Source organism: Burkholderia sp. HAN2018 (genome assembly GCF_024704855.1).
Classification (GTDB): domain Bacteria; phylum Pseudomonadota; class Gammaproteobacteria; order Burkholderiales; family Burkholderiaceae; genus Burkholderia; species Burkholderia cepacia.
On sequence record NZ_QOBB01000027.1, the window covers coordinates 94890 to 118540 of the forward strand.

Below are 23651 nucleotides of genomic sequence, written 5' to 3' on the forward strand. Positions count from 1 at the left end.
GCGCGGAGACGTCAGCGCGCGGGGGCTTACTCCGCGCCGTTTTCGACCAGCGCCTTCAGCTTCTGGCTCGCGTGGAAGGTTACCACCCGGCGGGCGGCGATCGGAATCGCCTCGCCCGTCTTCGGATTGCGGCCCGGACGCTGCGGCTTGTCGCGCAGCTGGAAATTACCGAACCCCGACAGCTTGACGCTTTCGCCGTTTTCGAGCGCGTCGCGAATCACCTCGAAAAACGCCTCGACCATGTCCTTCGCTTCACGCTTGTTCAGCCCGACGCTGTCGAACAGCAACTCCGCCAGTTCCGCTTTCGTCAGCGTGGGCGTCTCGGTGGACGCCGGTGCCGAAGCATCGCGGTTCATGGCGCTGCGTTGCGCCGTCAGGAGGGCTTCGAATTCACTCGAGGTCATGTCGTTCATATCTGCCATACAGCGCGTTAAATCAAAACTTACGATCGGAAAAGGCCGCCCGCGAGCGGGCGGACCTCCTCCTTAGCCGCGCAGGCGCGCACCGGCGCGAGCCATCCGCTCGACCAGCGCCTGGATCGCCTGATCGACGACCTCGTCCTGTAGCGTGCCAGCCGCGTCCTGCAGCGTCACGCGGAAGGCAAGGCTCTTCTCGTGCGCGGCAAGGCCACCGGAAGTATTTGATTTTGCACGAAATTCGTCGAAGAGTACAACCTTCTGAACGAATCGGCAGGCCTCTTCGGCAAGCGCCTTCTTCATTTCGTCGAAAAGTGCCTGAACCTCGACCGCCTGATCGACGACAACGGCGATATCGCGACGAACCGGCGGGAATTTCGACACCTCGGTCGGCGTGGGCAACGCACGCGCAATCAGCGCGTCCGCGTCGATTTCGAACATCACCGGAGCGTGCGGCAGCTCGTACTTCTGCATCAGGCGCGGGTGCAACTCGCCGATCCAGCCAACCGCACGGCCGTCGACTTCGATTCGCGCGCTGCGCCCCGGATGGAGGGCCGGATGCTCCGCCTTCACGAAGCGTGCGGCTGCCGGCGCGAGCAGCGCCTCGAGATCGCCCTTCACGTCGAAGAAGTCGACCGCACGGGTCGCCACGCCCCACTGCTCGTCGAGCACCGGGCCATAGGCAAGCGCACCGACGCGCTTCGGCTGCACGTAGCCCTCGACCGTCAGCTCACCGGCCTTCGCCGACGCATCGGCGAGGAACACACGGCCAGCCTCGAACACGCGCACGCGATCTGCACGGCGGTTCAGGTTGTGGCGCAGCACGGAAATCAGGCTGCCGAACAGCGTCGTGCGCATCACCGAGAGCTGGCTCGCGATCGGGTTCAGCAGGCGGATCGGCTGGTCGTTGCCCGCGAAATCCTGCTCCCACTCCGCATCGACGAAGCTGAAGTTGACGGTTTCCGCGTAGTCGCGCGCGGCGAGCGCGTGACGGACATCGTGGATCGAACGCCGCGTCTCGTTGGTCGCGCGCATTTCGCTCGTCGCGACCGGCGGACGCGCCGGGATCTTCTCGAAGCCGTAGATCCGCGCGACCTCCTCGATCAGGTCTTCCTCGATCTCGATGTCGAAGCGATGCGACGGCGGCGTGACGAGGAACGCGTCGTCTTCACGCTCGAACGGCAGGCCGAGGCGCGTGAAGATGCTGGCGATCTCGTCGGCGCCGATCTGCACGCCGATGATGCGGTTCGCGCGCGACACGCGCATCTTCACCGGCGCGCGCTGCGGCAGGTTCACGGACTGATCGTCGACCGGGCCGGCCTTGCCGCCGCAGATCTCGAGGATCAGCTGCGTGATGCGCTCGACATGCTCGACGGTCGTCGCGTAATCGACGCCGCGCTCGAAGCGATGGGCCGCATCAGTCGAGAAGTTGTACTTGCGCGCGCGGCCGCGGATGCTGTCCGGCCACCAGAACGCGGCTTCCAGGTAGATGTTGGTCGTGTCGAGCGTGACGGCCGTGCTGTCGCCGCCCATGATGCCGGCCAGGCTCTCGACCTGGCGGTCATCCGAAATGACGCCGACCGTTTCGTCGAGTTCGACCGTGTTGCCGTTGAGCAGCTTCAGCGATTCGCCGCGCTTGCCCCAGCGCACCTCGATGCCACCGTGGATCTTGTCGAGATCGAACACGTGCGACGGGCGGCCGAGCTCGAACATCACGTAGTTCGAGATGTCGACGAGCGCCGACACGCTGCGCTGGCCGGAGCGCTCGAGGCGCTCGATCATCCACTGCGGGGTCTTCGCACGCGCGTTCACGCCGCGGATCACGCGACCCGAGAAGCGACCGCACAGATCGGGGGCGGCAATGCGCACCGGCAGCGTTTCGTCGAGTTCGACGCGCACCGGGCGGATATCGACCGGCGTCAGCGGCGCACCGGTGATCGCGGCCGTCTCGCGCGCAATGCCGAACACGGACAGGCAGTCGGCCTTGTTCGGCGTCAGCTTGATTTCGAAGATCGTGTCGTCGAGATTGAGCGTCTCGCGGATGTCCTGGCCGACCGGCGTAACTTCCGGCAGCACCAGCAGGCCGCTGTGATCCTCGGACAGCTTCAGTTCACGTGCCGAGCACAGCATCCCCTGGCTCTCCACGCCGCGCAGCTTCGACAGCTTGATCGCGAACGGCTTGCCACCCTCTTCCGCCGGCGGCAGTTCCGCGCCGACCAGCGCGACCGGCACCTTGATGCCGGGCGCGACGTTCGGTGCGCCGCAGACGATATTCAGCGTCGCGCCGGTGCCGGCATCGACCTGGCAGACATTGAGCTTGTCCGCATCCGGATGCTTGACGACTTCGAGCACGCGGCCGACGACGATCTTCGACGTCGGCGGCGCAGCCTTGCTCAGCGATTCGACTTCGAGCCCCGCCATCGTCAGCGCGTGCGACAGTTCGTCGGTCGTCAGCTGCGGGTCGACAAAGGTTCTCAACCAGGATTCAGGGAATTGCATGGATGTCTACGTTCGAAACAGGTTAGATCGACGCCCGGGCCCCGTCGGATCGTCCGTCGGGGCGTGCACGGGCACAGGTCGGCGCGGCGCGCGGCGTTACACGAACTGGCGCAGGAAACGCAGGTCGTTCTCGAAGAACAGCCGGAGATCCTGGACGCCGTAGCGCAGCATCGTCAGGCGCTCGAGGCCGCTGCCGAACGCGAAGCCGATGTAGCGCTCGGGATCGAGGCCCATGTTGCGAATCACGGTCGGATGCACCTGCCCCGAACCGGAAATCTCGAGCCACTTGCCGGCGTTCTTGCCTTGCTCGAACATCATGTCGATCTCGGCCGACGGTTCCGTGAACGGGAAATACGACGGACGGAAGCGCACGAGGATGTCGTCGCGCTCGAAGAATTTTTTCAGGAAGTCGGTATAGACGCCCTTGAGATCGGCGAAGCTGATGTTTTCGTCGATCCACAGCCCCTCGACCTGATTGAACATCGGCGAGTGGGTCGCATCGCTGTCGACGCGATACGTGCGGCCCGGCGCGATCACCTTGATCGGCGGACGGTTCATGCGCGCGTAACGCACCTGCATCGGGCTCGTGTGCGTGCGCAGCAGCAGCTGGCGGCCGTCGGCATCCTTGCCTTCGACGTAGAAGGTGTCCTGCATCGAACGCGCCGGATGGTTCTCCGGGCTGTTCAGCGATGTGAAGTTGTACCAGTCGGTCTCGATTTCGGGGCCGTCTGCCACATCGAAGCCGATCGAGCCGAAAATCTGTTCGACACGCTCCCACGTGCGCATCACGGGGTGCAGGCTGCCTGCACCGGCGCCGCGGCCCGGCAACGTCACGTCGATCGACTCGGCGGCGAGGCGCTGGTTCAGCAGCGCGTCGGCCAGTGCCTGACGGCGTGCGGTCAGCGCGGCTTCAACCTGCTGCTTCGCGACGTTGATGCGTGCGCCTTCGGTCTTGCGTGCTTCGGGATCGAGCTTGCCGAGGCCCTTCAGCAACTCGGTCAGCGCACCCGACTTGCCGAGAAATCGTGCTTTCTCGTTTTCGAGCGTGGTGATGTCGGCAGCCTGTTCGAAGGACTGCTGCGCGTCGGCGACAATCTGGTCCAGATCCATAGATCCCATCATTTCCAACGTCATTCGGTCTTGGCGAGCGAAATCGCACACCAAACAAAAAAGGGGCTCGGAAGAGCCCCGTTTTCGCTGCAGCGGCCGAAACTACCGGAGCATCGCTGCAACTAACCACGCAGTGCTAATTTCGCAATTAGGCTGCAACGGCGGCTTTCACCTGCTTGACGATCGCAGCAAAAGCAGCCTTGTCGAACACCGCCATGTCAGCCAGCACCTTACGGTCGAGTTCGATCGACGCCTTCTTCAGGCCGTTGATGAACACGCTGTAGGTCATGTCGTGCTGACGAACCGCCGCGTTGATACGCGTAATCCACAGTGCGCGGAACACACGCTTCTTGTTGCGACGATCGCGATATGCGTACTGACCAGCGCGCATCACCGCCTGCTTGGCGATGCGGTAGACGTTATTGCGGCGACCGCGATAACCCTTGGCCAGGTTGATGATCTTCTTGTGGCGGGCCCGTGCGGTTACCCCACGTTTGACTCGAGGCATGTTTCTCTCCTTAGAGTATCGATTGAGGGGTTACGCGAACGGCAGCATCGCGCGGACGGAGTTCAGATCGGAATCATGAACTGCCGTTGCGCCGCGCAGGTGGCGCTTGTTCTTCGTGGTTTTCTTGGTCAGGATGTGACGCTTGAAGGCTTGACCGCGCTTGACGGTACCGCCCGGACGCACCACGAAGCGCTTTGCAGCGCTCTTCTTGGTCTTCATCTTAGGCATGACGAACAACTCCAGTTTATTAGATGGCGATGGGTGTGCGGTTGGCTTGCGCCCTTGACCCGCCCTTCGAAACCCAGTCCACTTGTGTACGGCGAACCGCTTGCGCAGCCGCCGTCATTGCTGGCACGTTGCCCTGACCGGGCAACGCGCCGAACCACTGCAAACCTGCGCGCGAAGCGCGCGGGCCCGTTACTTCTTTTTCTTCGGCGAGAGCACCATGATCATCTGGCGCCCTTCCATCTTCGGCATCTGCTCGACCTGGCCGACTTCCTCGAGATCCGTGCGCAGACGCTCAAGCATCCGCATACCGATTTCCTGGTGAGCCATTTCGCGACCGCGGAAACGCAACGTGATCTTCGTCTTGTCGCCTTCTTCGAGGAAGCGCACGAGATTGCGGAGCTTGACGTTGTAATCCCCGTCATCGGTACCCGGGCGGAACTTGACTTCCTTGACCTGGATGACCTTCTGCTTCAGCTTCGCTTCGTGCTGCTTCTTCGATTCCTGGTACTTGAACTTGCCGTAATCCATCAGACGGCAAACCGGGGGAACCGCTTGCGGCGCGATTTCCACCAGGTCAACATCCAGTTCTTCCGATTTACGGAAAGCATCAGCGAGTTTTACGATACCGAGCGGTTCGTTCTCGATCCCGACCAGACGCACTTCCGGCGCAGTGATTTCACCGTTGATGCGATGCGACGACTTATCAGTAGCGATGTTACGTTTCCTCTAAAAATTAAAAAAACGAGCCGCGCTGCCAGGGCGGTTACTTGAACGAGCGCAGGTCTTCCTGCAGACGCTCAACGAAGGCTTCGACCGGCATCACGCCAAGATCGACGCCGCCACGGGCACGCACGGCTACCGTTTGCGCATCACGCTCCTTATCACCCACGACGAGGAGATAAGGCACCTTTTCCAGCGTGTGCTCGCGTATTTTATAGCTAATCTTCTCATTGCGCAAATCGGCCGTCACTCTAACCCCTTGTTTTTGCAACGATTGGGCCAGAGATTGCGCATATTCGGCCTGACTTTCGGCAATATTGAGCACAACTGCCTGGAACGGCGCGAGCCAGGCAGGCATTGCACCAGCGTGGTGCTCGATCAAAATGCCGAGGAAACGCTCCATCGAACCGACGATCGCACGGTGCAACATCACCGGCCGGCGACGGCTGCTGTCGTCGGCAACATACTCGGCGCCGAGGCGTTCCGGCAGCACCATGTCGAGCTGCAGCGTACCGCACTGCCACGAACGGCCGAGCGCATCCTTGATGTGGTATTCGATCTTCGGACCGTAGAACGCGCCTTCACCCGGCAATTCTTCCCACGTCAGACCGCAGGCGGTCAGTGCGTCGCGCAGGCCCTGCTCGGCACGATCCCACGTCTCGTCCGTGCCCGCACGCTGATCCGGGCGCAGCGACAGCTTGATGTCGATGTGATCGAAACCGAAGTCCTTGTACACGCTCATCGCCAGCGTATTGAACGCGATCGACTCCGAGATGAACTGGTCTTCCGTACAGAAGATGTGTGCATCGTCCTGCACGAAGCCGCGCACGCGCATCAGGCCGTGCAGCGCGCCCGACGCCTCGTTGCGGTGGCACGAACCGAATTCCGCGTAGCGCAGCGGCAGGTCGCGATACGAGCGCAAGCCGTGCTTGAACACCTGGACGTGACCCGGACAGTTCATCGGCTTGATCGCGTAGTCGCGCTTCTCCGACTCCGTCGTGAACATGTTCTCGCGGTAGTTCTGCCAGTGGCCCGACGCCTCCCACAGCGAGCGGTCCATGATCATCGGCGTCTTGATCTCGAGGTAGCCGGCTTCGTTCACGCGGCGGCGCATGTACTGCTCGACCTGCTGCCACAGCGCCCAGCCCTTCGGATGCCAGAACACCATGCCCGGCGACTCTTCCTGCATGTGGAACAGGTCGAGCTGCTTGCCGAGCTTGCGGTGGTCACGCTTTTCCGCTTCCTCGAGCATGTGCAGGTACTGGTCCTGGTCTTCCTTCTTCGTCCAGGCCGTGCCGTAGATGCGCTGCAGCTGCTCGTTCTTCGAATCGCCGCGCCAGTACGCGCCCGCGACCTTCATCAGCTTGAAGACCTTCAACTTGCCCGTCGACGGCACGTGCGGGCCGCGGCACAGATCGGTAAAGCCGCCGTGCGAATACAGCTTGATTTCGTCGCTTTGCGGAATCGATTCGATGATCTCGGCCTTGTACTTCTCGCCGATGCTGCGGAAGTAGCCCGCCGCTTCGTCGCGCGACACGACACGGCGCGTCACGGGCTCGTCCTTCTTCGCGAGCTCCTGCATGCGCTTTTCGATCTTCTCCAGATCTTCAGGCGTAAACGGACGGTTGTACGAGAAGTCGTAATAGAAGCCGTTGTCGATCACCGGGCCGATCGTCACCTGCGCGTCCGGATACAGTTCCTTCACCGCGTATGCGAGCAAGTGCGCCGTCGAGTGGCGAATGATGTCGAGGCCGTCGGCATCCTTGTCGGTCACGATCGCGAGCGACGCGTCGCGGTCGATCACGGCCGACGTATCGACGAGCTCGCCATCGAGCTTGCCACCAAGCGCAGCCTTCGCAAGGCCGGGACCGATCGAGGCTGCAACCTCGGCAACTGTCACCGGATGCTCGTATTGTCGAACTGAGCCGTCAGGCAAGCGTATCGAAACCATAGCAATCTCCGTGATGCCGACAGTGGGCGGCAGACCAGGTACGCGACATGAAAATCGCGCGGGAAAATTTCGCGACAAAAAAAATGCGGCCCCGCTTTCGAGGGGCCGCATTCGATACTTCACTCAGACTGAAAGGGCGAAAGGGTTCCTCGACTAGCGTCGCTCCGAAAAGGTTTCGGTCAACGTTCGCGGTGCCATAACCGTATTCGCCTTGTTCGCGTTGAGTTATTTACTGCATCGAACACCCGGAGACCGGGCATTCTCAATTCGTTGGTAGGCTCGATTGGACTCGAACCAACGACCCCCACCATGTCAAGGTGGTGCTCTAACCAGCTGAGCTACGAGCCTAAAGAAGCTAAGATTATATGGAGCCGTTACCGGCTTGGCAAGTGTTTTTATGCGGTCGCAGCAAAATGACGGGGCTCCAACCCCATATCATGCCTTCCGCCCCGCCCGCACGACGCCTTGCACCTCGCCGAGCAGCGCGCACGCGCGCTGCACCTGCGCCGAGTTCGACACCTCGACCGTGAACTGCATGAATGCCGCATTGCGGCGGCTCTGCGTCTTCACACCCACCACGTTCATCTTCTCGCGCGCGAACACTTCGGAGATATCGCGCAGCAACCCTTGCCGGTCGCTTGCCTCGATCATCAGGTCGACCGGATAGACGGACGCACCGCGCCCGCCGAGTACGTCGGCCGACCAGGTCGTCTGCAGCACGCGCTCCGGCGCGCGCTCGACCATCCGGCGGAACGTCGGGCAATCGGTGCGGTGGATCGACATCCCCTTGCCGCGCGTGACGAAACCGCTGATCGGATCGGGCGGCGCCGGACGGCAGCAGCGCGCGAGCTGGGTCAGCAGCGCGTCGACGCCCACGACCAGCACGCCGGTCGACGCGCCGTGCGCCACGCTCGCGCCGCTGCTGCGCTTCTCGAAATCGGCGGGCGCTTCGGGCGCCGGCTCCGGCGGCGGCGCATCGGACAGCGCGTGCTCGACATTGCGCAGGCTGAACTCTTCCTTGCCGACGACCGAGAACAGCTCCTCGGGCGACTTGAAGCCGAGCTTCGCGGCGAGATTATCCAGGTTGACTGATGTCTTGCCCTCGCGCTGCAGCGTCTTTTCGACGAGCGCGCGGCCATGCGAGATGTTTTCTTCCTGCTCGATCGAGTTGAACCATGCGCGCACCTTCTGACGCGCACGCGGGCTCTTCATGTAACCGAGCTGCAGGTTCAGCCAGTCGCGCGACGGCCCGCCCTCCTTCACCGCGACGATCTCGACCGTCTGGCCGTTTGCGAGCGGCGTGTTGAGCGGCACCATCGCGCCGTCGACGCGCGCGCCACGGCAGCGATGGCCAAGCTCGCTGTGCAGGTGGTACGCGAAATCGACCGGCGTCGCGCCCTGCGGCAACGCGATCACACGCGCCTGCGGCGTCAGCACGTAGATGTGGTCGTCGTCGAGCGACGTCTCGCGCAATTGGGCCCACGCCTTGTCGCCCGACTTTTCCGCGCCGTCCTCGACGTCATCCTTCCACGCGAGCAGTTGCCGCAGCCATGCGATCTTCTCGTCGTATTTGTCGCTCGCCGAGAACTGGCCGCCGTAGCCGCGCGCGCCGGCCTCCTTGTAGCGCCAGTGCGCGGCGACGCCGTACTCGGCGAAACGGTGCATCTCCTGCGTGCGGATCTGCACCTCGAACGCGCGGCCGTCATCGCCGATCACGACCGTATGCAGCGACTTGTAGCCGTTCGGCTTCGGCCGCGAGATGTAGTCGTCGAATTCCTTCGGCACCGGCTGCCACAGGTGATGCACGATGCCGAGCACCGCGTAACAATCCTTGATGTCCGGCACGATCACGCGAAACGCGCGCACGTCGTACAGCTCGGAGAAATCGAGCTCCTTGCCGCGCATCTTGCGCCAGATGCTGTAGATATGCTTCGGCCGGCCGCTCACATCGGCCTGGATGTGCGCGTCCGCCAGCTCCTGCTGCAACCGGTCGATCGCCTGCGTGACGTACGCTTCGCGCTCGATGCGCTTCTCGTCGAGCAGCTTCGCGATCCGCTTGTAGGTGACGGGATCCTCGAAGCGGAACGCGAGATCCTCGAGCTCCCACTTCAGTTGCCAGATACCGAGACGGTTCGCGAGCGGCGCATAGATCTCGAGCGTCTCGCGCGCGACGTCGGGCGGCGGGTCGATCTTCGCGGCCGCGTAGTAGCGCAGCGACTGCAGGCGCGACGCGAGCCGGATCAACACCACGCGGATGTCTTGCGCGAACGCGAGCAGCATCTTGCGCAGCGCCTCGATCTGCGTACGCCGCTCTTCCGCCGTGTCGCGCCCCGCATCGGGCACCGCGTTCTGCGCGGCACGCAGGCTGACGGTACCGAGCCGCAACAGCTTGCGCACGTCGGACACGAGCCGCGCCACTTCGTCGCCGAAACGCTCGGTGAGTTCGCGCTCGGGGTCGCTCAGGTGCGGCGTCAGCACGAACAGTGCGGCCGCCTGCATCGCGGGCGGATCGACGTTCAGCGTGCGCATGATCGACGCCGTGCCCGCCGAGTGATCGGCGAGCAGTTCGCCCGACGACAGGCGCGCGTCGCCGGCCCGTTCGCGCACGAACGCGAGCACGTCGTCGAACGACGGTGCCGCGACGGGGGAAGCGGAAACGGACTCGGTCATTGCTTGGCCTGGCGGAATGCGATCATCGTCGGGTTGCGTCCGGTTCAGCTCCGCTGTGCGGCGACCACCACGATCTCGACGAGCAGCGCCGGATCCGCGAGCTTCGCCTCGACGGTGGCGCGCGGCGGCGTGTTGCCCTGCGCGACCCATGCGTCCCACTCCGCATTCATGCCGTCGAAATTCGCCAGATCGGAAATGTAAATCTGCACCGACAGCAGATGCGCCTTGTCGCTGTTCGCTTCGGCGAGCAGGCGGTCGATGTGGCCGAGCACTTCGCGCGTCTGGCCCTTGATGTCCTGCGTGGTGTCTTCGGCGATCTGGCCGGCCAGATACACGGTACCGTTGTGGATCGCGGTTTCGGAGAGTCGGGCCCCGACGTGGTGACGAATGACTGCCATGGAATGTTCCGGTCGTGAGTGGATGGAGATTCGGGTGACGGCACGGCCCGCGTGCCGTCGAACCGCATATTATGACGCGTTTATGCGCCGCCTTCGACGAAAAACCGCCGCGCGAGCGCAATCTGGCCTGCGTCGACGAACGCCGGCGCGTGGCCCGCCCCTGGAATCTCGGCGTGCGTGACGTGCCGGCCACGACGCACCATCTCGGCCACCGTCTCGCGCGACAGCAGGTCGGACGTCTCGCCGCGCACGACGAGCAGCGATGCATCCGTCGTCTCGATGGCGTGCCACAGCGCGGCCTCGCCGAGTGCGGCCAACTCGGGCGTGGTTGCCTTGAACGGCTCGGCGATGCGCGGATCGTAGCGGACCGTCCAGCCACCTTCGGGCAGTTCGCGCAACAGCGGCCCGTTGATCTCGCGCCACTCGTCGGCGCTCAGCGCACCGAACGGCAGCGACAGCGACGTCAGATAGTCGATGCCCTCCTGCTCGGTCGCAAAGCGCGGCTGCACGCCGAGATATTCGCCGATGCGCGTCAGCGAATCGGGTTCGATGCGCGGGCCGACGTCGTTGACGATCATCCGGCGCAGCGGCGATCCGGGCAGCCCCGCGAACGCCAGGCCGATCAGGCCGCCCATCGACGTGCCGAACCAGTCGACCGATTCGACGTCGAGTCGCGCGATCAGCGTCACCATGTCGGCCACGTATTGCGGAATCGCATAGAGCCGCGGATCGGCCAGCCAGTCCGATTGGCCGCGCCCGACGATGTCGGGGCAGACGACGCGATACGTATCGGACAGCGCCGTGGCGAGCCGGTCGAAATCGCGCCCGGAACGGGTCAGGCCATGCACGCAAACCAGCACGCGCGGGTTCGCGGGATCGCCCCACTCGGTATAGGCGACGTGGTGAAGGCCGGCCGCGCTCGCACACTGCACGCGCCGCTGACGGGGAATCGGGGAGTTCACTGGGGAAGTGGGCATCGGAGGCGTCCTGCCGAACGGTGCGGCGCGATGGCATGTGGGCCCGGCCCGCCAGGGCAGCCGGGGGATGCGATCGATTGTAAACCCGTTCCGGATCACGAGTCGCCTGACCACCCTTGCGGGCTTGCGGCTCGTGCGAGCGCCAATGACATGTCACGCGGCCGTGCGGAATCGGGCGCGGTGTTCCGTGTTCAGCAGGCTACCGATCCAGCCTCCCCTGCGGCCGCGGCGACGGCGCCGCAAACGCACCATCGCGCACCGGCCCGTCATGACCGGGAAAGCGCGGCTATTTCTGCATGACCGCGCCGATGCTCGCACCGACCACGCACAGCGTGCCGGCGACCTGCAGCGTGCTCATCGGCTGCGCCAGCACGACATAACCGATCCCCGCAGCGATCGCGGGCTCGGCGCTCATCAGGATGCCGAATGCCGATGCGCTCATCCGTCGCAACGCAATCAGTTCGAGCACGTACGGAAACAGCGGGACGAGCACCGCCAGATACGCGGCATCGATCAGTTGACCGGCCGGCAAGTGGCCGCCGCTTTGCGCCAGCCCGAACGGCGTCGTGACGAGCGCGGCCACGAACAGCGACGCGGACAGCCCTTGCAGTCCGTCGAACAGCGTGCCGACACGCTTCATCAACACGATATAGGCGGCCCAGCCAAGCGCAGAGCCGACCGGGAAGACCAGCGCGGCCGGCGCCGTCACCCACATGCCGTCCTGCCGCGCCAGCAGCAGCACGCCAGCCAGCGCAAGTGCCGGCCATGCCAGCATCGTCGGCTTGCGCACGCCGATCGTGGCGACCGCCAGCGGCCCGAGAAAGTTGATCGCGACCGCCAGCCCGAGCGGCACGCGACGCACGGCTTCGAAGAAGCACAGCGTCATCGCGGCCATCGCCGTGCCGAGCGCGATGGCCGCGATCCAGCGCTGCCGCGAATAGGTGTGGAGCGGCGGCCGGACGACAACGGCCAGCGCGAGCGCGGCGAAACAGAGCCGCAGCCAGGTCGTGCTGACGGTGCCGTACTCGATCGTCGCCGGCCTCGACAGCGCCGCGCCGAGCTGCACGCTGCACATCGACGCGACGGCCAGCAGCGGCGCCACCGCATTCGTGAAAGGTGACGCCACGCGCTGCGCGACATCCGGTCGGACCGTACTCGATTCCTCGCTCATGCAACCGCTCCGGTTCAGTGACACGCCGATGCTAACCGCGGCCGCATGCTTGATATAAGCTGATAATTCTTATGCTCGCATCAGGAATATTGATGACCCGCGATCTCGACAGCACCCTGCTGCGCACGTTCGTCACCGTGGTCGAAACCGGCAGCGTCAGCACGGCGGCAACAGCGCTGCATCGCACGCAGGCCGCCGTCAGCATGGCGCTGCGACGGCTCGAGGATGAAGTCGGCCAGCGCCTGCTCGAACGCTCGCCGCGCGGCGTCACGCCGACGGCCGCGGGCAACGTGCTGCTGCCCTATGCACATCAGCTGCTCGGCGTCGGGCTCGCCGCACGCGCCGCGCTCGCCGCAGGCGACATCTCGGGCACCGTACGGCTCGGCGTCCTCGAGGACATCGCCGTCGGCCGTCTGCCGCACGCGTTGCGACAGTTCGCAGCGTCATTTCCGAACGTCGCGCTCGAGATCGTCGTCGACACGAGCCCCGTCTTGTCGCAGCGACTCTCGACCCACGCGCTGGATTTCGTGATCGGCGACCCCGCGCTGATCCGGGCAGAGCCGCTCGCGACATGGCAGCATCCGCTGCACTGGGCCGCCGCAGCCACCACCAACCGGCTCCCTCGCAACGAACCGGTACCGATCGTTGCGTTCGGCGGCACCTGCCCGTGGCAGGAAAAGCTGTTCGCGATGTTGCGCGACGCCGGCCGTGCGTGGCGCGTCATCTGCACCAGCACGAGCCTGTCCGCGATCCAGTCGGCGGTCGAGGCAGGCCTCGGCGTCGCGGTACTGCTCGACTGGAACGTGCGTCGCGACACGATGCGCGCACTCGATCCGCTGGCAGCCGGGTTGCCCGCGCCACCCGCCGCGGATTTCGGGCTGTTCAGCCGCGCGGACCTCGGCGATCACACGTCGGCGGCAGTCACGCTGCAACGCTTCCTGTTTCATGCACTGCAGCTGGGTTCGCCCGACGACGGCACGCCCACCGGCGAACAACGCTTGGAATCGTTGCAGACCGCCGTCTGACGCGGCCGAGCGCGCATGCCACAAACATAAACGCCCCGCATGCCTGACGGCATGCGGGGCGAATCGACATGAAGAAAACTCAGGCGACCGCGCTGACGTCGAGCGGCGCGCCCGTCTTTGCCTGGATCTCGTCGGCGCTCACGCCATCGGCGAGCTCGAGGACCTTCAGGCCGGACGGCGTCACTTCGATCACGCCGAGATCGGTGATGATCAGGTCGACCACACCGACACCCGTCAACGGCAGGTTGCATTCCTCGAGGATCTTGTGCTGATCGCCCTTCGCGACATGCTCCATCAGCACGACGACACGCTTCACGCCGGCGACGAGATCCATCGCGCCGCCCATCCCCTTGATCATCTTGCCGGGGATCATCCAGTTCGCGAGGTCACCCTGCTTGCTGACCTGCATCGCGCCGAGGATCGCGAGGTTGATGTGGCCGCCGCGGATCATCGCGAACGAATCGGCCGACGAGAAGATCGACGAGCCCGGCAGCGTCGTGACGGTTTGCTTGCCGGCGTTGATGAGATCGGCGTCGACTTCGTCTTCGGTCGGCGACGGGCCGATGCCGAGCAGGCCGTTCTCCGACTGCAGCCACACCTCCACGCCTTCCGGCACGTGGTTCGCGACGAGCGTCGGCAGGCCGATGCCGAGGTTCACGTAGAAGCCGTCCTGCAGTTCCTTCGCCGCGCGCGCGGCCATCTGGTCACGATTCCAGGCCATGTCAGTCTCCTTTCGCGCGTACGACGCGTTGTTCGATGCGTTTTTCGGGCGTCGCGTTCAGCACGATGCGCTGCACGAAAATCCCCGGCGTGTGGATGTGATCCGGATCGAGCTCGCCGTTCTCGACGATTTCCTCGACCTCCGCGACGGTGATCTTGCCGGCCATCGCGCACATCGGGTTGAAGTTGCGCGCGGTGCGGCGATAGATCAGGTTGCCCGACTTGTCGGCCTTCCAGGCCTTCACGAGCGCGACATCGGCCGTCAGCGACGGCTCGAGCACGTAGTGGCGATCGCCGAACTGGCGCGTTTCCTTGCCTTCCGCGATCACGGTGCCGTAGCCCGTGTTCGTGAAGAACGCCGGGATGCCCGCGCCGCCCGCGCGCAGCTTTTCGGCGAGCGTGCCTTGCGGCGTGAATTCGAGTTCGAGTTCGCCGGCCAGGTACTGGCGCTCGAACTCCTTGTTCTCCCCGACGTACGACGAGATCATCTTCTTGATCTGGCGCGTTTCCAGCAACAGGCCGAGGCCGAAACCGTCGACGCCCGCGTTGTTGCTGATGCAGGTGATGCCCTTGACGGCCGAATCGCGCAACGCTGCGATCAGCGCCTCCGGAATCCCGCACAGGCCGAAGCCGCCCACCGCGAAGGTCTGTCCGTCACGGACGATCCCTTCCAGCGCGGCAGCCGCGCTTGGATAGACTTTGTTCATCTGTTGTCCCTTCCTCTATGGAAACCAGCGAAACCGGTTCACGCGCCACGTGGCCCGCAAGCCCGCCGCATCATTCTATGCATGCACGGCGATGCCTGCGTCGAGGCGCGCTGTTTTTATACCGCGGCAAACCGCCACGAGATGCCTGAAAGGGTACGATGCGGCGCGGATGCGGCACAATACGCAAAAATACATAAGCGTTTGCCTCCGCTTGCCTGCGCCATGCCCGCTCTCGATTACCAGACCGCCTTCCACCTCGCGCCGCTCGGCCTCGTCCTGTCGCGCGACCGCGTGATCGAGGATTGCAACGACGCGCTCGCGTCGATCTTCCGCTGCGTGCGGGCCGACCTGATCGGGAAATCGTACGAGGTGCTCTACCCGTCGACGGACGAATTCCAGCGAATCGGCGAACGTATCGCGCGCATGATGGCCGCGAACGGCATCTACTCGGACGACAGAATCATGAAACGCGCGGACGGCGAGCTGTTCTGGTGCCACGTCACCGGCCGCGCGCTCGACCGCACCGCACCGCTCGCGGCAGGCGTCTGGACCTTCGAGGATTTGAGCGCGACGCGCCGGGTCGCCGTCGAACTGACCCCGCGCGAGCGCGAGATCGCTGCCCAGCTTGCGACCGGCAAGACCAGCAAGCAGATCGGGCGCGTGCTCGACATCAGCTCGCGCACGGTCGACATCTACCGCGCGCGGCTGATGCGCAAGTACGGCACCAACAATACGCCGGAGCTGCTGCAGCGCCTGCTCGGGCAGTGAATGGCGGCTCCCGGATGACAATCGGCCGCGCATGGCGGCCGATTCGTGAAACAGGCAGGCATGGCGTGCCGCCGGCGACCGGGCACCGGCCTCGCCGTGCCGGCGCTCAGCCGACCTTCGTCGCGAGCGCGCGCTCGATCGTGTCGCGCAGCAACTGGGGCAGCGGTACCGACTTGCCGAGCGCGTAGTCGACCCACACGCAGCGCGCCTTGCCGCGCGCATAGACGTGCTGCGGATCGTCCGCGCGCGTAAGCTCGAAACCGGTGTCGAAGCTGCTCCGGCCGGGTTTCGCGGCCGACATCTTCGCGATCACGTCGCCCGGATAGTGCAGTTGCTTGAGGAATTCCATCGACGCCGTGACGATGACGGGCCCCTGCCCCTCGCCATTGCCGCCGGCGATGCCGAGCTCCTCGAACCACGAGATCCGCGCCTGCTCCATGTAGCGGAAATAGACCGTGTTGTTCACATGGCCGAACGCGTCCATGTCGCCCCAGCGGATCGGCATCGACATCTCAAATACGGGGGAGTAATCGCTTGTTGCGCTCATTGCAGTCTTCTGTGTTGCTGAATGTCATCCGCTCAGGCGAGGCCGAAGCCGTCGTCGGCGGAGATAATCGAGCCATTGATGAACTGCGACTCGTCGGCCGCGAGCAGCAACAACAGCCCGTCGAGATCCTGCGGCTTGCCGACGCGCCGGCGCGGCAGCATCGACTGCAGCTTCTGGCCCTGCTCGGTTTCCCACAGGTAATGATTGATTTCGGTATCGATATAACCCGGACAGATCGCGTTGACGTTGATCCCGTGGCGCCCCCACTCGAGCGCCATCGCGCGCGTCATCTGCACGACCGCGGCCTTGCTCATCGCGTACAGCCCGATCTGCGGGAACACGCGCAGGCCGGCCACCGACGCGATATTGATGATCCGGCACGGCGGCTTGCCGTTGCCGCTGCCGTTCGCGCGCATGATCATCCGCTTCGCGACTTCCTGCGCGACGAAAAACGCGCCGCGCGTGTTGGTGTCGAACACGAACTCGAAATCGGCGGGCGTCACGTCGACGAGCTTCTGCATCGTCGAGACACCCGAATTGTTCACGAGGATATCGATCGTGCCGGCCTCCGTTTCCGCATGCGCGACCGCCGCCTTGATGCTCTGGACGTCGGTGACGTCGAGCGACACGACGTGCGCGGCGCCGCCCGCCGCCTCGATCTCGGCACGCAACTCCTTCAGGCGCTCGACGCGACGACTCGCGAGCACGACCTTTGCACCGGCCTGCGACAGCACCTGCGCAAAACGCTGCCCCAGGCCGCTCGACGCCCCCGTGACCAGCGCAACCTTGCCTTCCAGATTGATCGAACGACCCATTTGCACATCCCCTTTCGATGTCGTTTCGCCGCTACGGGCAGCACGGCCCGAGCGGCATTACCCTAGCACAAAAATAGAACGATCGTGCTAATCTAGCCGCATGCTGTTGCGGCAAGCGTTTCGTTTCGCAGACAATACGCTCCCGAATAAAAGCATTCTAACGGTTAGAGGAACGCCAATGACCCCCGCAAGCCTCATCGAGCAATACGGCCCGCGCGAATCGATGGAATACGACGTCGTGATCGTCGGCGGCGGCCCCGCCGGGCTGTCGGCGGCGATCCGGCTCAAGCAGCTGGCCGCCGAGAAAGGCACCGAGATCGGCGTGTGCGTGCTCGAGAAAGGTTCCGAGATCGGCGCGCACATCCTGTCGGGTGCGGTGATGGACCCGCGCGCGATCACCGAACTGTTCCCCGACTGGAAGGAACGCGGCGCGCCGCTCGACGTCGAGGTGACGGAAGACCGCTTCCTGTTCCTGTCCGAGAAAAGCGCGGTCACCACGCCGAACTGGGCGCTGCCCGCCAACTTCCAGAACCACGGCAACTACGTGATTTCGCTGGGTAACGTGACCCGCTGGCTGGGCCAGCAGGCCGAGGCGCTGGGCGTCGAGATCTTCCCTGGCTTCCCGGCCGCCGAGATCCTGTACAACGATGACGGCTCGGTGAAAGGCGTCGCGACCGGCAACATGGGCGTGGGCAAGGACGGCGAGCCGACCGAGAACTTCCAGCTCGGCATGGAACTGCACGCGAAGTACACGCTGTTCGCCGAAGGCTGCCGCGGTCACCTCGGCCGCCAACTGATCGCGAAGTTCAAGCTCGACGCGAACGCCGATCCGCAGGCGTACGGGATCGGCATCAAGGAGCTGTGGGAAATCGACCCCGCGAAGCACAAGCCGGGCCTCGTGATCCACACGGCCGGCTGGCCGCTGAAGTCCGATACGTACGGCGGCTCGTTCCTGTATCACATGGACAACAATCAGGTCGTGGTCGGCTTCGTGGTGGGCCTGGGCTACACGAACCCGTACCTGTCGCCGTTCGAGGAATTCCAGCGCTACAAGACGCACCCGTCGATCCGCGCGTTCCTGGAAGGCGGCAAGCGCGTGTCGTACGGCGCGCGCGCGATCACGGCGGGCGGGCTGCTGTCGCTGCCGAAGACGGTGTTCCCGGGCGGCGCGCTGATCGGCGACGACGCAGGCTTCCTGAACGCGTCGCGGATCAAGGGCAGCCACGCGGCGATCAAGACCGGCATGCTGGCCGCCGACGCCGCGTTCGACGCGGTGCAGGCGGGCCGCCAGTCGGACGAGCTCAACGCGTACCCGGATGCGTTCAAGCAATCGTGGCTGTACACGGAGCTGTACCGCGCGCGCAACTTCAAGCAGTGGATGGCGAAGGGGCTATACCTCGGTACGCTGATGGTCGGGCTCGAGCAGAAGGTGATGGGCGGCAACGTCCCGTGGACGCTGCACCACAAGCATGCGGATCACGAGATGCTGAAGCCGGCGTCGCAGTGCGAGCCGATCGAGTACCCGAAGCCGGACGGCAAGCTGACGTTCGACCGGCTGTCGTCGGTGTTCATCTCGAACACGAACCATGAAGAGAACCAGCCGGCGCACCTGACCTTGAAGGATGCGAACGTGCCGGTGAACGTGAACCTGCGCACGTATGCGGGGCCGGAAGGACGTTTCTGCCCGGCAGCGGTGTACGAGTTCGTGAAGAACGACGACGGCAGCGATCGACTGGTGATCAACGCGCAGAACTGCGTGCACTGCAAGACCTGCGACATCAAGGACCCGACGCAGAACATCGTGTGGGTCACGCCGGAAGGCGGTGGCGGGCCGAATTACCCGAACATGTAATCCGCCAAGACGCGCCGCCGCGAGCGGCGCGTTTTTGCTGGTCGCCACAAACGAAACGGGGCGCTGCCTGAAGCAGCGCCCCGTTTTGTATTCCCTGCGCGTTCGCGAGGCGCGCCGCGCCCCGCCCGCTTGCGTCAGGTCGCGCTACCGGCGATCTTCGGCGTCGACGTCTCGACGTCCCCGCACTGCGCGCGATGGCGCAGCGCATGGTCGATCAGCACCAGTGCGAGCATCGACTCGGCGATCGGCGTCGCGCGGATGCCGACGCACGGATCGTGGCGGCCGAACGTTTCCACCGTCGCCTCGTCGCCCGCCTTCGTGATCGAACGGCGCGGCGTACGGATGCTCGACGTCGGCTTGATCGCGATCGACACGGTGATGTCCTGCCCCGTCGAAATCCCGCCGAGCACGCCGCCCGCATGGTTGCCGACGAAACCGCCCGGCGTCAGCTCGTCGCCGTGCATCGAGCCGCGCTGCGCGACACTGTCGAAACCCGCACCGATCTCGACGCCCTTCACCGCGTTGATGCTCATCATCGCCTTCGCGATGTCCGCATCGAGACGGTCGAACACCGGCTCGCCCCAGCCGACCGGCACGCCCGACGCGACGACGTCGATGCGCGCGCCGATCGAATCGCCATCCTTGCGCAGCGCATCCATGTACGCCTCGAGCTCCGGCACGACCGCCGCATTCGGCGCGAAGAACGGATTCTCGTGCACGTGCGACCAGTCGACGAACGGCACGTCGATTTCGCCAAGGCCGCTCATGTAGCCGCGCACCTCGACGCCGAAGCGCTCGCGCAGCCACTTCTTCGCGACCGCACCCGCGCCGACGATCGGTGCGGTCAGGCGCGCGGACGAACGGCCACCGCCGCGGTAGTCGCGGATGCCGTATTTCTGCCAGTAGGTGTAGTCGGCGTGGCCGGGACGGAACGTCTCGACGATGTTGCCGTAGTCCTTGCTGCGCTGGTCGGTGTTGCGGATCAGCAGTGCGATCGGCGTACCGGTCGTCACGCCTTCGAACACACCCGACAGGATCTCGACCTGGTCAGCCTCCTGCCGTTGCGTCACGTGACGCGACGTGCCCGGCTTGCGGCGATCGAGTTCGACCTGGATGTCGGCTTCGGTCAGCCCCATTCCCGGCGGGCAGCCGTCGATCACGCAACCGATCGCGGGACCGTGCGATTCGCCGAAGGTCGTGACAGTGAAAAGCGTGCCGAGGGTATTGCCGGACATGATGGAACCGCCCAAAGAGAAATGGGCAAACCGATGCGCTGCCCGGGCCGCAGGCAGATCGCTCGTTTGCCGGTCGAGAAAAGAGGTAAGCCGCTATTATGCCAGCCGTCCCGCACCCGCGGGCCGCAGGCCGCATGAAAGGCAGCCCGGACGCGCGGAACGTGCGCGCGCGGCCCGGCTTGTGCGGCGCAAGCCCGTCCTGGCCCGGTTGCAGCCGAACGCATCCGGACAGGCGCCCGCCTACTTCCGCGCGCCGCGCAGTTCGGTTACCGCGGCCTGCAGCGACTCGGGCGTCGCGACCGACGCCGGGACCGGCTCGCCGACCGCCAGCGTCAGCCGGCTCATCACGCCGCGCTTGATGGGTCGCGGCATCCGCGCATCGGAATGCCGCGAAAAATAGCTGCCCCACAGCCCGCGCAGCGCCATCGGAATCACGGGTGCCGGCGTGCGGCCCAGGATTTCCGTGATGCCGTGGTGGAACGTGTTGATGTCGCCCGTCTTGGTCAGCTTGCCCTCGGGGAAGATGCACACGAGTTCGCCGTCCTTCAGCGCGGCCTCACATGCGTCGTACGCGTGCGCGAGCATCGCGGGATCCTCGTGGCGCGGCGCGATCGGGATCGCCTTCGCATGCCGGAATACCCAGCTCGCGAAGCGCGTCTTGAAGATCCGGTGATCCATCACGAAACGGATCGGGCGCGGGCTCGCGGCGGCCAGCACGAGCGCATCGACGTAGCTGACGTGGTTGCATACGAGCACGGCCGCGCCTTCCGCCGGAATCCGCTCCGCGTGCACGAGACGAATCCGGTAGAACGTGTGGACGAGCACCCACGCGACGAAGCGGAGCAGGAACTCCGGCACGAGCAGATAGATATAGGCCGCGACGATCACGTTCAACAGCGCGGTGACGAGGAACAGCCCCGGGATGTCGACGCCGGCCTTGGTCAGCCCCATCGCCATCACGGCCGACAGGATCATGAACAGCGCGTTCAGGATGTTGTTCGCGGCGATGATCCGCGCGCGGTGCGTCGGTGCGCTGCGGCTCTGGATCAACGCGTACAGCGGCACGCTGTAGAAGCCGCCGAACATCGCGAGCAGGAACAGGTCCGCCAGGATGCGCCAGTGGCGCGCGCCGGCCAGGAATTCGCCGACCGACAGCAGATGGCCGGGCGACGGCAGCGCGCGGCTCGCGAAATACAGCTCGATCGCGAACACGCTGATGCCGATCGAGCCGAGCGGCACGAGGCCGATCTCGACGCGCCGCTGCGACAGCCGTTCGCACAGCAGCGAACCGAGGCCGATACCGACCGAGAACGTCGCGAGCAGGATCGTGACGACGTCGGGGCTCGCCGACAGCACGTCCTTCGCGAAATTGAAGAACGACGTGAGGAACGTCGCGCCGACGAACCACAGCCACGAGATGCCGAGCAGGCTCAGGAACACGGTGCGGTTCTGGCGTGCGAGCCCGAGGTTGCGCCAGGTCTCGCTGACCGGATTCCAGTTGATCACGAGATCGGGCTGCGGCGCCGGCGTGGAAGGCACACGCTGCGCGACGAGGCGCCCCGCGATCGCGATGACGAGCACGCTCACCGCGAGCACGCGCTCGCCGGCACCTTCGATGCCCGCGGCCGCGCCGCCGATGATCGTGCCGATCAGGATCGCGATGAACGTGCCCATCTCGACGAGGCCGTTGCCGCCGACCAGCTCATGCTCGCCGAGATGCTGAGGCAGGTACGAATACTTGACGGGCCCGAACAGCGTCGAGTGCATCCCCATCATGAACGTGCACAGATACAGCAGCGGCGCGCTGTGCATGACGAAGCCCGCCGCGCCGACCAGCATCAGCACGATCTCGAAGGTCTTCACGAAACGCGTGAGGGTCGCCTTGTCGTACTTGTCGGCGATCTGGCCGGACGTCGCCGAGAACAGCACGAACGGCAGGATGAAGATCGCGGAAATCAGGAAGGCCGCCGTCTTCGCATCGACACCGGCGAACCGCGCGGTGTGATAGGTGACGAGCGACGTGAAGCCGATCTTGAAGACGTTGTCGTTCAGCGCACCGAGGAACTGGGTCGTGAAGAACGGCGCGAAACGGCGCTCGCGCAGCAGGTCGAACTGCGACGCGTGCGCGTGCCGTTCGTCGCGCCGCCTGGAAGTGGCTTGCGTTTGATCGCTCATGCGGAATACGCGCGCGCCGTCTGGGCAACGCTGCGCGGGCCTTGTGTGGTCATTGAAAAAACGGCGGCGCAGGACAAGCCTGCGCCGCCGCGTGCCGGGTGGCGGCGCCCGCGCATGACGGCGACGGGCGCGGCGTGGTTCACGACTTGTGCGCTTCGGCTTCTGATTCCGGCCAGTCGCGGATGTACGCCTTCAGCATCCGGTTCTCGAAGCTCTGCGCCTCGACGACCGTCTTTGCGACGTCGTAGAACGAAATGACGCCCATCAGCACCTTCTTGTCGAGCACCGGCATATAGCGCGCATGGCGCTCGAGCATCATCCGGCGCACTTCGTTGACGTCCGTTTCCGGCGTGCACGTGAGCGGCTCGTCCATCACCTTGCGCACCTGCACGTCGCCAATCGCGCCGCCGTTCACGTGCAGGCGCAGGATGATCTCGCGGAACGTCAGCATCCCGACGAGATCGCCGTACTCCATCACGACGAGCGAACCGATGTCGTGCTCGGCCATCGTGTCGACCGCTTCGCGCAGCGGCTTGTCGGGCGTCACCGTAAACAGCGTGTTGCCCTTTACTTTCAGAATATCGCTGACGCGCATCGTAGTCCCCTCATGCTTGAATGCAAAACCTCTTTCGATCCTATCGGAAAGCCTGTCAAAAGGAAAGCGCGGGCCCGTGCGGCGGGCCGCCGCCCCGCTTGCGGAAGCAGGCCGCCGGCAGCACAATGGCCCCATGAACAGCGGCCCGAGGAGACGGCCATGGCGCATACGCATACGGAGCAATTCGCCAGCTTCGCTGATTTCTACCCGTATTACCTGAACGAACACCAGAACCTGACGTCGCGGCGGCTGCACTTCGTCGGCTCGCTCGGCGTGATCGGCTGCGTCGCGATGGCGATCGCGACCGGCGACTGGCTGTGGCTGCCGGCGGCGATCGTCTGCGGCTACGGGTTCGCGTGGGTCGGACACTTCTTCTTCGAGAAGAACCGCCCGGCCACGTTCCGGCACCCGATCTACAGCCTGATGGGCGACTGGGTGATGTTCAAGGACATCTGCACCGGCAAGATCCCGCTGTAACGGCCAGGCACCCCGCTCACGCGGGCCGCGGCGGCCGCGCGTGCGGGTCGGACACGCCGCCCGGCGCCTGCCCCGGGACACCCGCCG

22 protein-coding genes and 1 tRNA gene are annotated in these 23651 nt (G+C 64.9%); 4 read left to right on the top strand and 19 right to left on the bottom strand.

Annotation, left to right across the window (positions count from 1 at the left end; translation table 11 throughout):
- Positions 1–26: 26 nt before the first annotated feature.
- The 12 genes from DPV74_RS09635 to DPV74_RS09690 form a co-directional block, all read right to left on the bottom strand.
- Complete coding sequence (locus DPV74_RS09635; protein ID WP_006486093.1) at positions 27–413, bottom strand: integration host factor subunit alpha; 387 nt, start codon at positions 411–413, stop codon at positions 27–29.
- 72 nt (positions 414–485) lie between these two features.
- Positions 486–2915: a phenylalanine--tRNA ligase subunit beta gene (pheT, locus tag DPV74_RS09640; RefSeq protein ID WP_119337063.1), complete on the bottom strand. Its 2430-nt coding sequence runs from the start codon at positions 2913–2915 to the stop codon at positions 486–488.
- 96 nt (positions 2916–3011) lie between these two features.
- Positions 3012–4025 (bottom strand): phenylalanine--tRNA ligase subunit alpha, encoded by a 1014-nt coding sequence (pheS, locus tag DPV74_RS09645; RefSeq protein WP_162923002.1) that lies wholly within the window; start codon positions 4023–4025, stop codon positions 3012–3014.
- 148 nt (positions 4026–4173) lie between these two features.
- Positions 4174–4533 carry a 50S ribosomal protein L20 gene (rplT, locus tag DPV74_RS09650; RefSeq protein WP_004192938.1) on the bottom strand — a complete coding sequence of 120 codons (360 nt, stop codon included), beginning with the start codon at positions 4531–4533 and terminating at the stop codon, positions 4174–4176.
- Between the two features lie 30 nt (positions 4534–4563).
- The gene (rpmI, locus tag DPV74_RS09655) at positions 4564–4761 is read right to left on the bottom strand and encodes a 50S ribosomal protein L35 (RefSeq protein WP_004191477.1); all 198 of its coding nucleotides are present in this window, start codon (positions 4759–4761) and stop codon (positions 4564–4566) included.
- Positions 4762–4950: 189 nt separating this feature from the next.
- Complete coding sequence (gene infC / locus DPV74_RS09660; protein WP_071734130.1) at positions 4951–5475, bottom strand: translation initiation factor IF-3; 525 nt, start codon at positions 5473–5475, stop codon at positions 4951–4953.
- A 49-nt stretch (positions 5476–5524) separates the two neighbouring features.
- The gene (gene thrS, locus DPV74_RS09665; protein ID WP_027787704.1) at positions 5525–7432 is read right to left on the bottom strand and encodes a threonine--tRNA ligase; all 1908 of its coding nucleotides are present in this window, start codon (positions 7430–7432) and stop codon (positions 5525–5527) included.
- 271 nt (positions 7433–7703) lie between these two features.
- Positions 7704–7780 (bottom strand) — tRNA-Val (locus DPV74_RS09670).
- A gap of 87 nt (positions 7781–7867) precedes the next feature.
- The gene (locus DPV74_RS09675) at positions 7868–10102 is read right to left on the bottom strand and encodes a bifunctional (p)ppGpp synthetase/guanosine-3',5'-bis(diphosphate) 3'-pyrophosphohydrolase (RefSeq protein WP_060358202.1); all 2235 of its coding nucleotides are present in this window, start codon (positions 10100–10102) and stop codon (positions 7868–7870) included.
- A 44-nt stretch (positions 10103–10146) separates the two neighbouring features.
- Positions 10147–10500 carry a RidA family protein gene (locus tag DPV74_RS09680; RefSeq protein ID WP_021162422.1) on the bottom strand — a complete coding sequence of 118 codons (354 nt, stop codon included), beginning with the start codon at positions 10498–10500 and terminating at the stop codon, positions 10147–10149.
- 80 nt (positions 10501–10580) lie between these two features.
- Positions 10581–11477: an alpha/beta fold hydrolase gene (locus tag DPV74_RS09685; protein WP_119337064.1), complete on the bottom strand. Its 897-nt coding sequence runs from the start codon at positions 11475–11477 to the stop codon at positions 10581–10583.
- Positions 11478–11763: 286 nt separating this feature from the next.
- Positions 11764–12648 (bottom strand): DMT family transporter, encoded by an 885-nt coding sequence (locus tag DPV74_RS09690; RefSeq protein ID WP_091921454.1) that lies wholly within the window; start codon positions 12646–12648, stop codon positions 11764–11766.
- Positions 12649–12740: 92 nt separating this feature from the next.
- Here DPV74_RS09690 and DPV74_RS09695 point away from each other — a divergent pair, with 92 nt between their 5' ends.
- Positions 12741–13673 (top strand): LysR family transcriptional regulator, encoded by a 933-nt coding sequence (locus DPV74_RS09695; RefSeq protein WP_091921456.1) that lies wholly within the window; start codon positions 12741–12743, stop codon positions 13671–13673.
- A 79-nt stretch (positions 13674–13752) separates the two neighbouring features.
- Here the strand turns inward: DPV74_RS09695 and DPV74_RS09700 are convergent, their stop codons facing one another.
- Positions 13753–14394 (bottom strand): CoA transferase subunit B, encoded by a 642-nt coding sequence (locus DPV74_RS09700; RefSeq protein ID WP_021162427.1) that lies wholly within the window; start codon positions 14392–14394, stop codon positions 13753–13755.
- A 1-nt stretch (position 14395) separates the two neighbouring features.
- The gene (locus DPV74_RS09705; RefSeq protein ID WP_021162428.1) at positions 14396–15100 is read right to left on the bottom strand and encodes a CoA transferase subunit A; all 705 of its coding nucleotides are present in this window, start codon (positions 15098–15100) and stop codon (positions 14396–14398) included.
- Between the two features lie 222 nt (positions 15101–15322).
- On the opposite strand from DPV74_RS09705, the gene DPV74_RS09710 reads away from it, so the two are divergent.
- On the top strand, positions 15323–15868 hold the full coding sequence (locus DPV74_RS09710; protein WP_027787711.1) for a LuxR C-terminal-related transcriptional regulator: 546 nt from the start codon (positions 15323–15325) through the stop codon (positions 15866–15868).
- A gap of 106 nt (positions 15869–15974) precedes the next feature.
- On the opposite strand, the gene DPV74_RS09715 is transcribed toward DPV74_RS09710, so the two are convergent.
- Both DPV74_RS09715 and DPV74_RS09720 read right to left on the bottom strand, forming a co-directional pair.
- Positions 15975–16415: a thioesterase family protein gene (locus DPV74_RS09715; RefSeq protein ID WP_027787712.1), complete on the bottom strand. Its 441-nt coding sequence runs from the start codon at positions 16413–16415 to the stop codon at positions 15975–15977.
- Between the two features lie 32 nt (positions 16416–16447).
- Positions 16448–17230: an SDR family oxidoreductase gene (locus tag DPV74_RS09720; protein ID WP_011351770.1), complete on the bottom strand. Its 783-nt coding sequence runs from the start codon at positions 17228–17230 to the stop codon at positions 16448–16450.
- Between the two features lie 178 nt (positions 17231–17408).
- On the opposite strand from DPV74_RS09720, the gene DPV74_RS09725 reads away from it, so the two are divergent.
- Positions 17409–19082, top strand: a complete 1674-nt coding sequence (locus tag DPV74_RS09725; RefSeq protein WP_060151308.1) for an electron transfer flavoprotein-ubiquinone oxidoreductase — start codon at positions 17409–17411, stop codon at positions 19080–19082.
- A 134-nt stretch (positions 19083–19216) separates the two neighbouring features.
- Here the strand turns inward: DPV74_RS09725 and aroC are convergent, their stop codons facing one another.
- From aroC to DPV74_RS09740, 3 genes are all read right to left on the bottom strand, one after another.
- Entirely contained in the window at positions 19217–20317 is a 1101-nt protein-coding gene (gene aroC, locus DPV74_RS09730; RefSeq protein WP_059699057.1) for a chorismate synthase, read from the bottom strand.
- Between the two features lie 240 nt (positions 20318–20557).
- The gene (locus tag DPV74_RS09735; protein WP_119337065.1) at positions 20558–22492 is read right to left on the bottom strand and encodes an MFS transporter; all 1935 of its coding nucleotides are present in this window, start codon (positions 22490–22492) and stop codon (positions 20558–20560) included.
- Positions 22493–22631: 139 nt separating this feature from the next.
- Positions 22632–23087 (bottom strand): CBS domain-containing protein, encoded by a 456-nt coding sequence (locus DPV74_RS09740; RefSeq protein ID WP_006755543.1) that lies wholly within the window; start codon positions 23085–23087, stop codon positions 22632–22634.
- A 159-nt stretch (positions 23088–23246) separates the two neighbouring features.
- On the opposite strand from DPV74_RS09740, the gene DPV74_RS09745 reads away from it, so the two are divergent.
- A complete protein-coding gene (locus DPV74_RS09745; RefSeq protein ID WP_021160807.1) occupies positions 23247–23564 on the top strand; it encodes an Mpo1-like protein in 318 nt (105 codons plus the stop codon).
- The last annotated feature ends 87 nt before the right edge of the window (positions 23565–23651 follow it).

What these genes read in the sequence shown, in the direction of transcription:
- DPV74_RS09635 (WP_006486093.1), bottom strand. Translation starts at nt 413, where the DNA reads ATGAACGACATGACCTCGAGTGAATTCGAAGCCCTCCTGACGGCGCAA.
- pheT (WP_119337063.1), bottom strand. Translation starts at nt 2,915, where the DNA reads ATGCAATTCCCTGAATCCTGGTTGAGAACCTTTGTCGACCCGCAGCTG.
- pheS (WP_162923002.1), bottom strand. Translation starts at nt 4,025, where the DNA reads ATGGATCTGGACCAGATTGTCGCCGACGCGCAGCAGTCCTTCGAACAG.
- rplT (WP_004192938.1), bottom strand. Translation starts at nt 4,533, where the DNA reads ATGCCTCGAGTCAAACGTGGGGTAACCGCACGGGCCCGCCACAAGAAG.
- rpmI (WP_004191477.1), bottom strand. Translation starts at nt 4,761, where the DNA reads ATGCCTAAGATGAAGACCAAGAAGAGCGCTGCAAAGCGCTTCGTGGTG.
- thrS (WP_027787704.1), bottom strand. Translation starts at nt 7,432, where the DNA reads ATGGTTTCGATACGCTTGCCTGACGGCTCAGTTCGACAATACGAGCAT.
- DPV74_RS09675 (WP_060358202.1), bottom strand. Translation starts at nt 10,102, where the DNA reads ATGACCGAGTCCGTTTCCGCTTCCCCCGTCGCGGCACCGTCGTTCGAC.
- DPV74_RS09680 (WP_021162422.1), bottom strand. Translation starts at nt 10,500, where the DNA reads ATGGCAGTCATTCGTCACCACGTCGGGGCCCGACTCTCCGAAACCGCG.
- DPV74_RS09685 (WP_119337064.1), bottom strand. Translation starts at nt 11,477, where the DNA reads ATGCCCACTTCCCCAGTGAACTCCCCGATTCCCCGTCAGCGGCGCGTG.
- DPV74_RS09690 (WP_091921454.1), bottom strand. Translation starts at nt 12,648, where the DNA reads ATGAGCGAGGAATCGAGTACGGTCCGACCGGATGTCGCGCAGCGCGTG.
- DPV74_RS09695 (WP_091921456.1), top strand. Translation starts at nt 12,741, where the DNA reads ATGACCCGCGATCTCGACAGCACCCTGCTGCGCACGTTCGTCACCGTG.
- DPV74_RS09700 (WP_021162427.1), bottom strand. Translation starts at nt 14,394, where the DNA reads ATGGCCTGGAATCGTGACCAGATGGCCGCGCGCGCGGCGAAGGAACTG.
- DPV74_RS09705 (WP_021162428.1), bottom strand. Translation starts at nt 15,100, where the DNA reads ATGAACAAAGTCTATCCAAGCGCGGCTGCCGCGCTGGAAGGGATCGTC.
- DPV74_RS09710 (WP_027787711.1), top strand. Translation starts at nt 15,323, where the DNA reads ATGCCCGCTCTCGATTACCAGACCGCCTTCCACCTCGCGCCGCTCGGC.
- DPV74_RS09715 (WP_027787712.1), bottom strand. Translation starts at nt 16,415, where the DNA reads ATGAGCGCAACAAGCGATTACTCCCCCGTATTTGAGATGTCGATGCCG.
- DPV74_RS09720 (WP_011351770.1), bottom strand. Translation starts at nt 17,230, where the DNA reads ATGGGTCGTTCGATCAATCTGGAAGGCAAGGTTGCGCTGGTCACGGGG.
- DPV74_RS09725 (WP_060151308.1), top strand. Translation starts at nt 17,409, where the DNA reads ATGACCCCCGCAAGCCTCATCGAGCAATACGGCCCGCGCGAATCGATG.
- aroC (WP_059699057.1), bottom strand. Translation starts at nt 20,317, where the DNA reads ATGTCCGGCAATACCCTCGGCACGCTTTTCACTGTCACGACCTTCGGC.
- DPV74_RS09735 (WP_119337065.1), bottom strand. Translation starts at nt 22,492, where the DNA reads ATGAGCGATCAAACGCAAGCCACTTCCAGGCGGCGCGACGAACGGCAC.
- DPV74_RS09740 (WP_006755543.1), bottom strand. Translation starts at nt 23,087, where the DNA reads ATGCGCGTCAGCGATATTCTGAAAGTAAAGGGCAACACGCTGTTTACG.
- DPV74_RS09745 (WP_021160807.1), top strand. Translation starts at nt 23,247, where the DNA reads ATGGCGCATACGCATACGGAGCAATTCGCCAGCTTCGCTGATTTCTAC.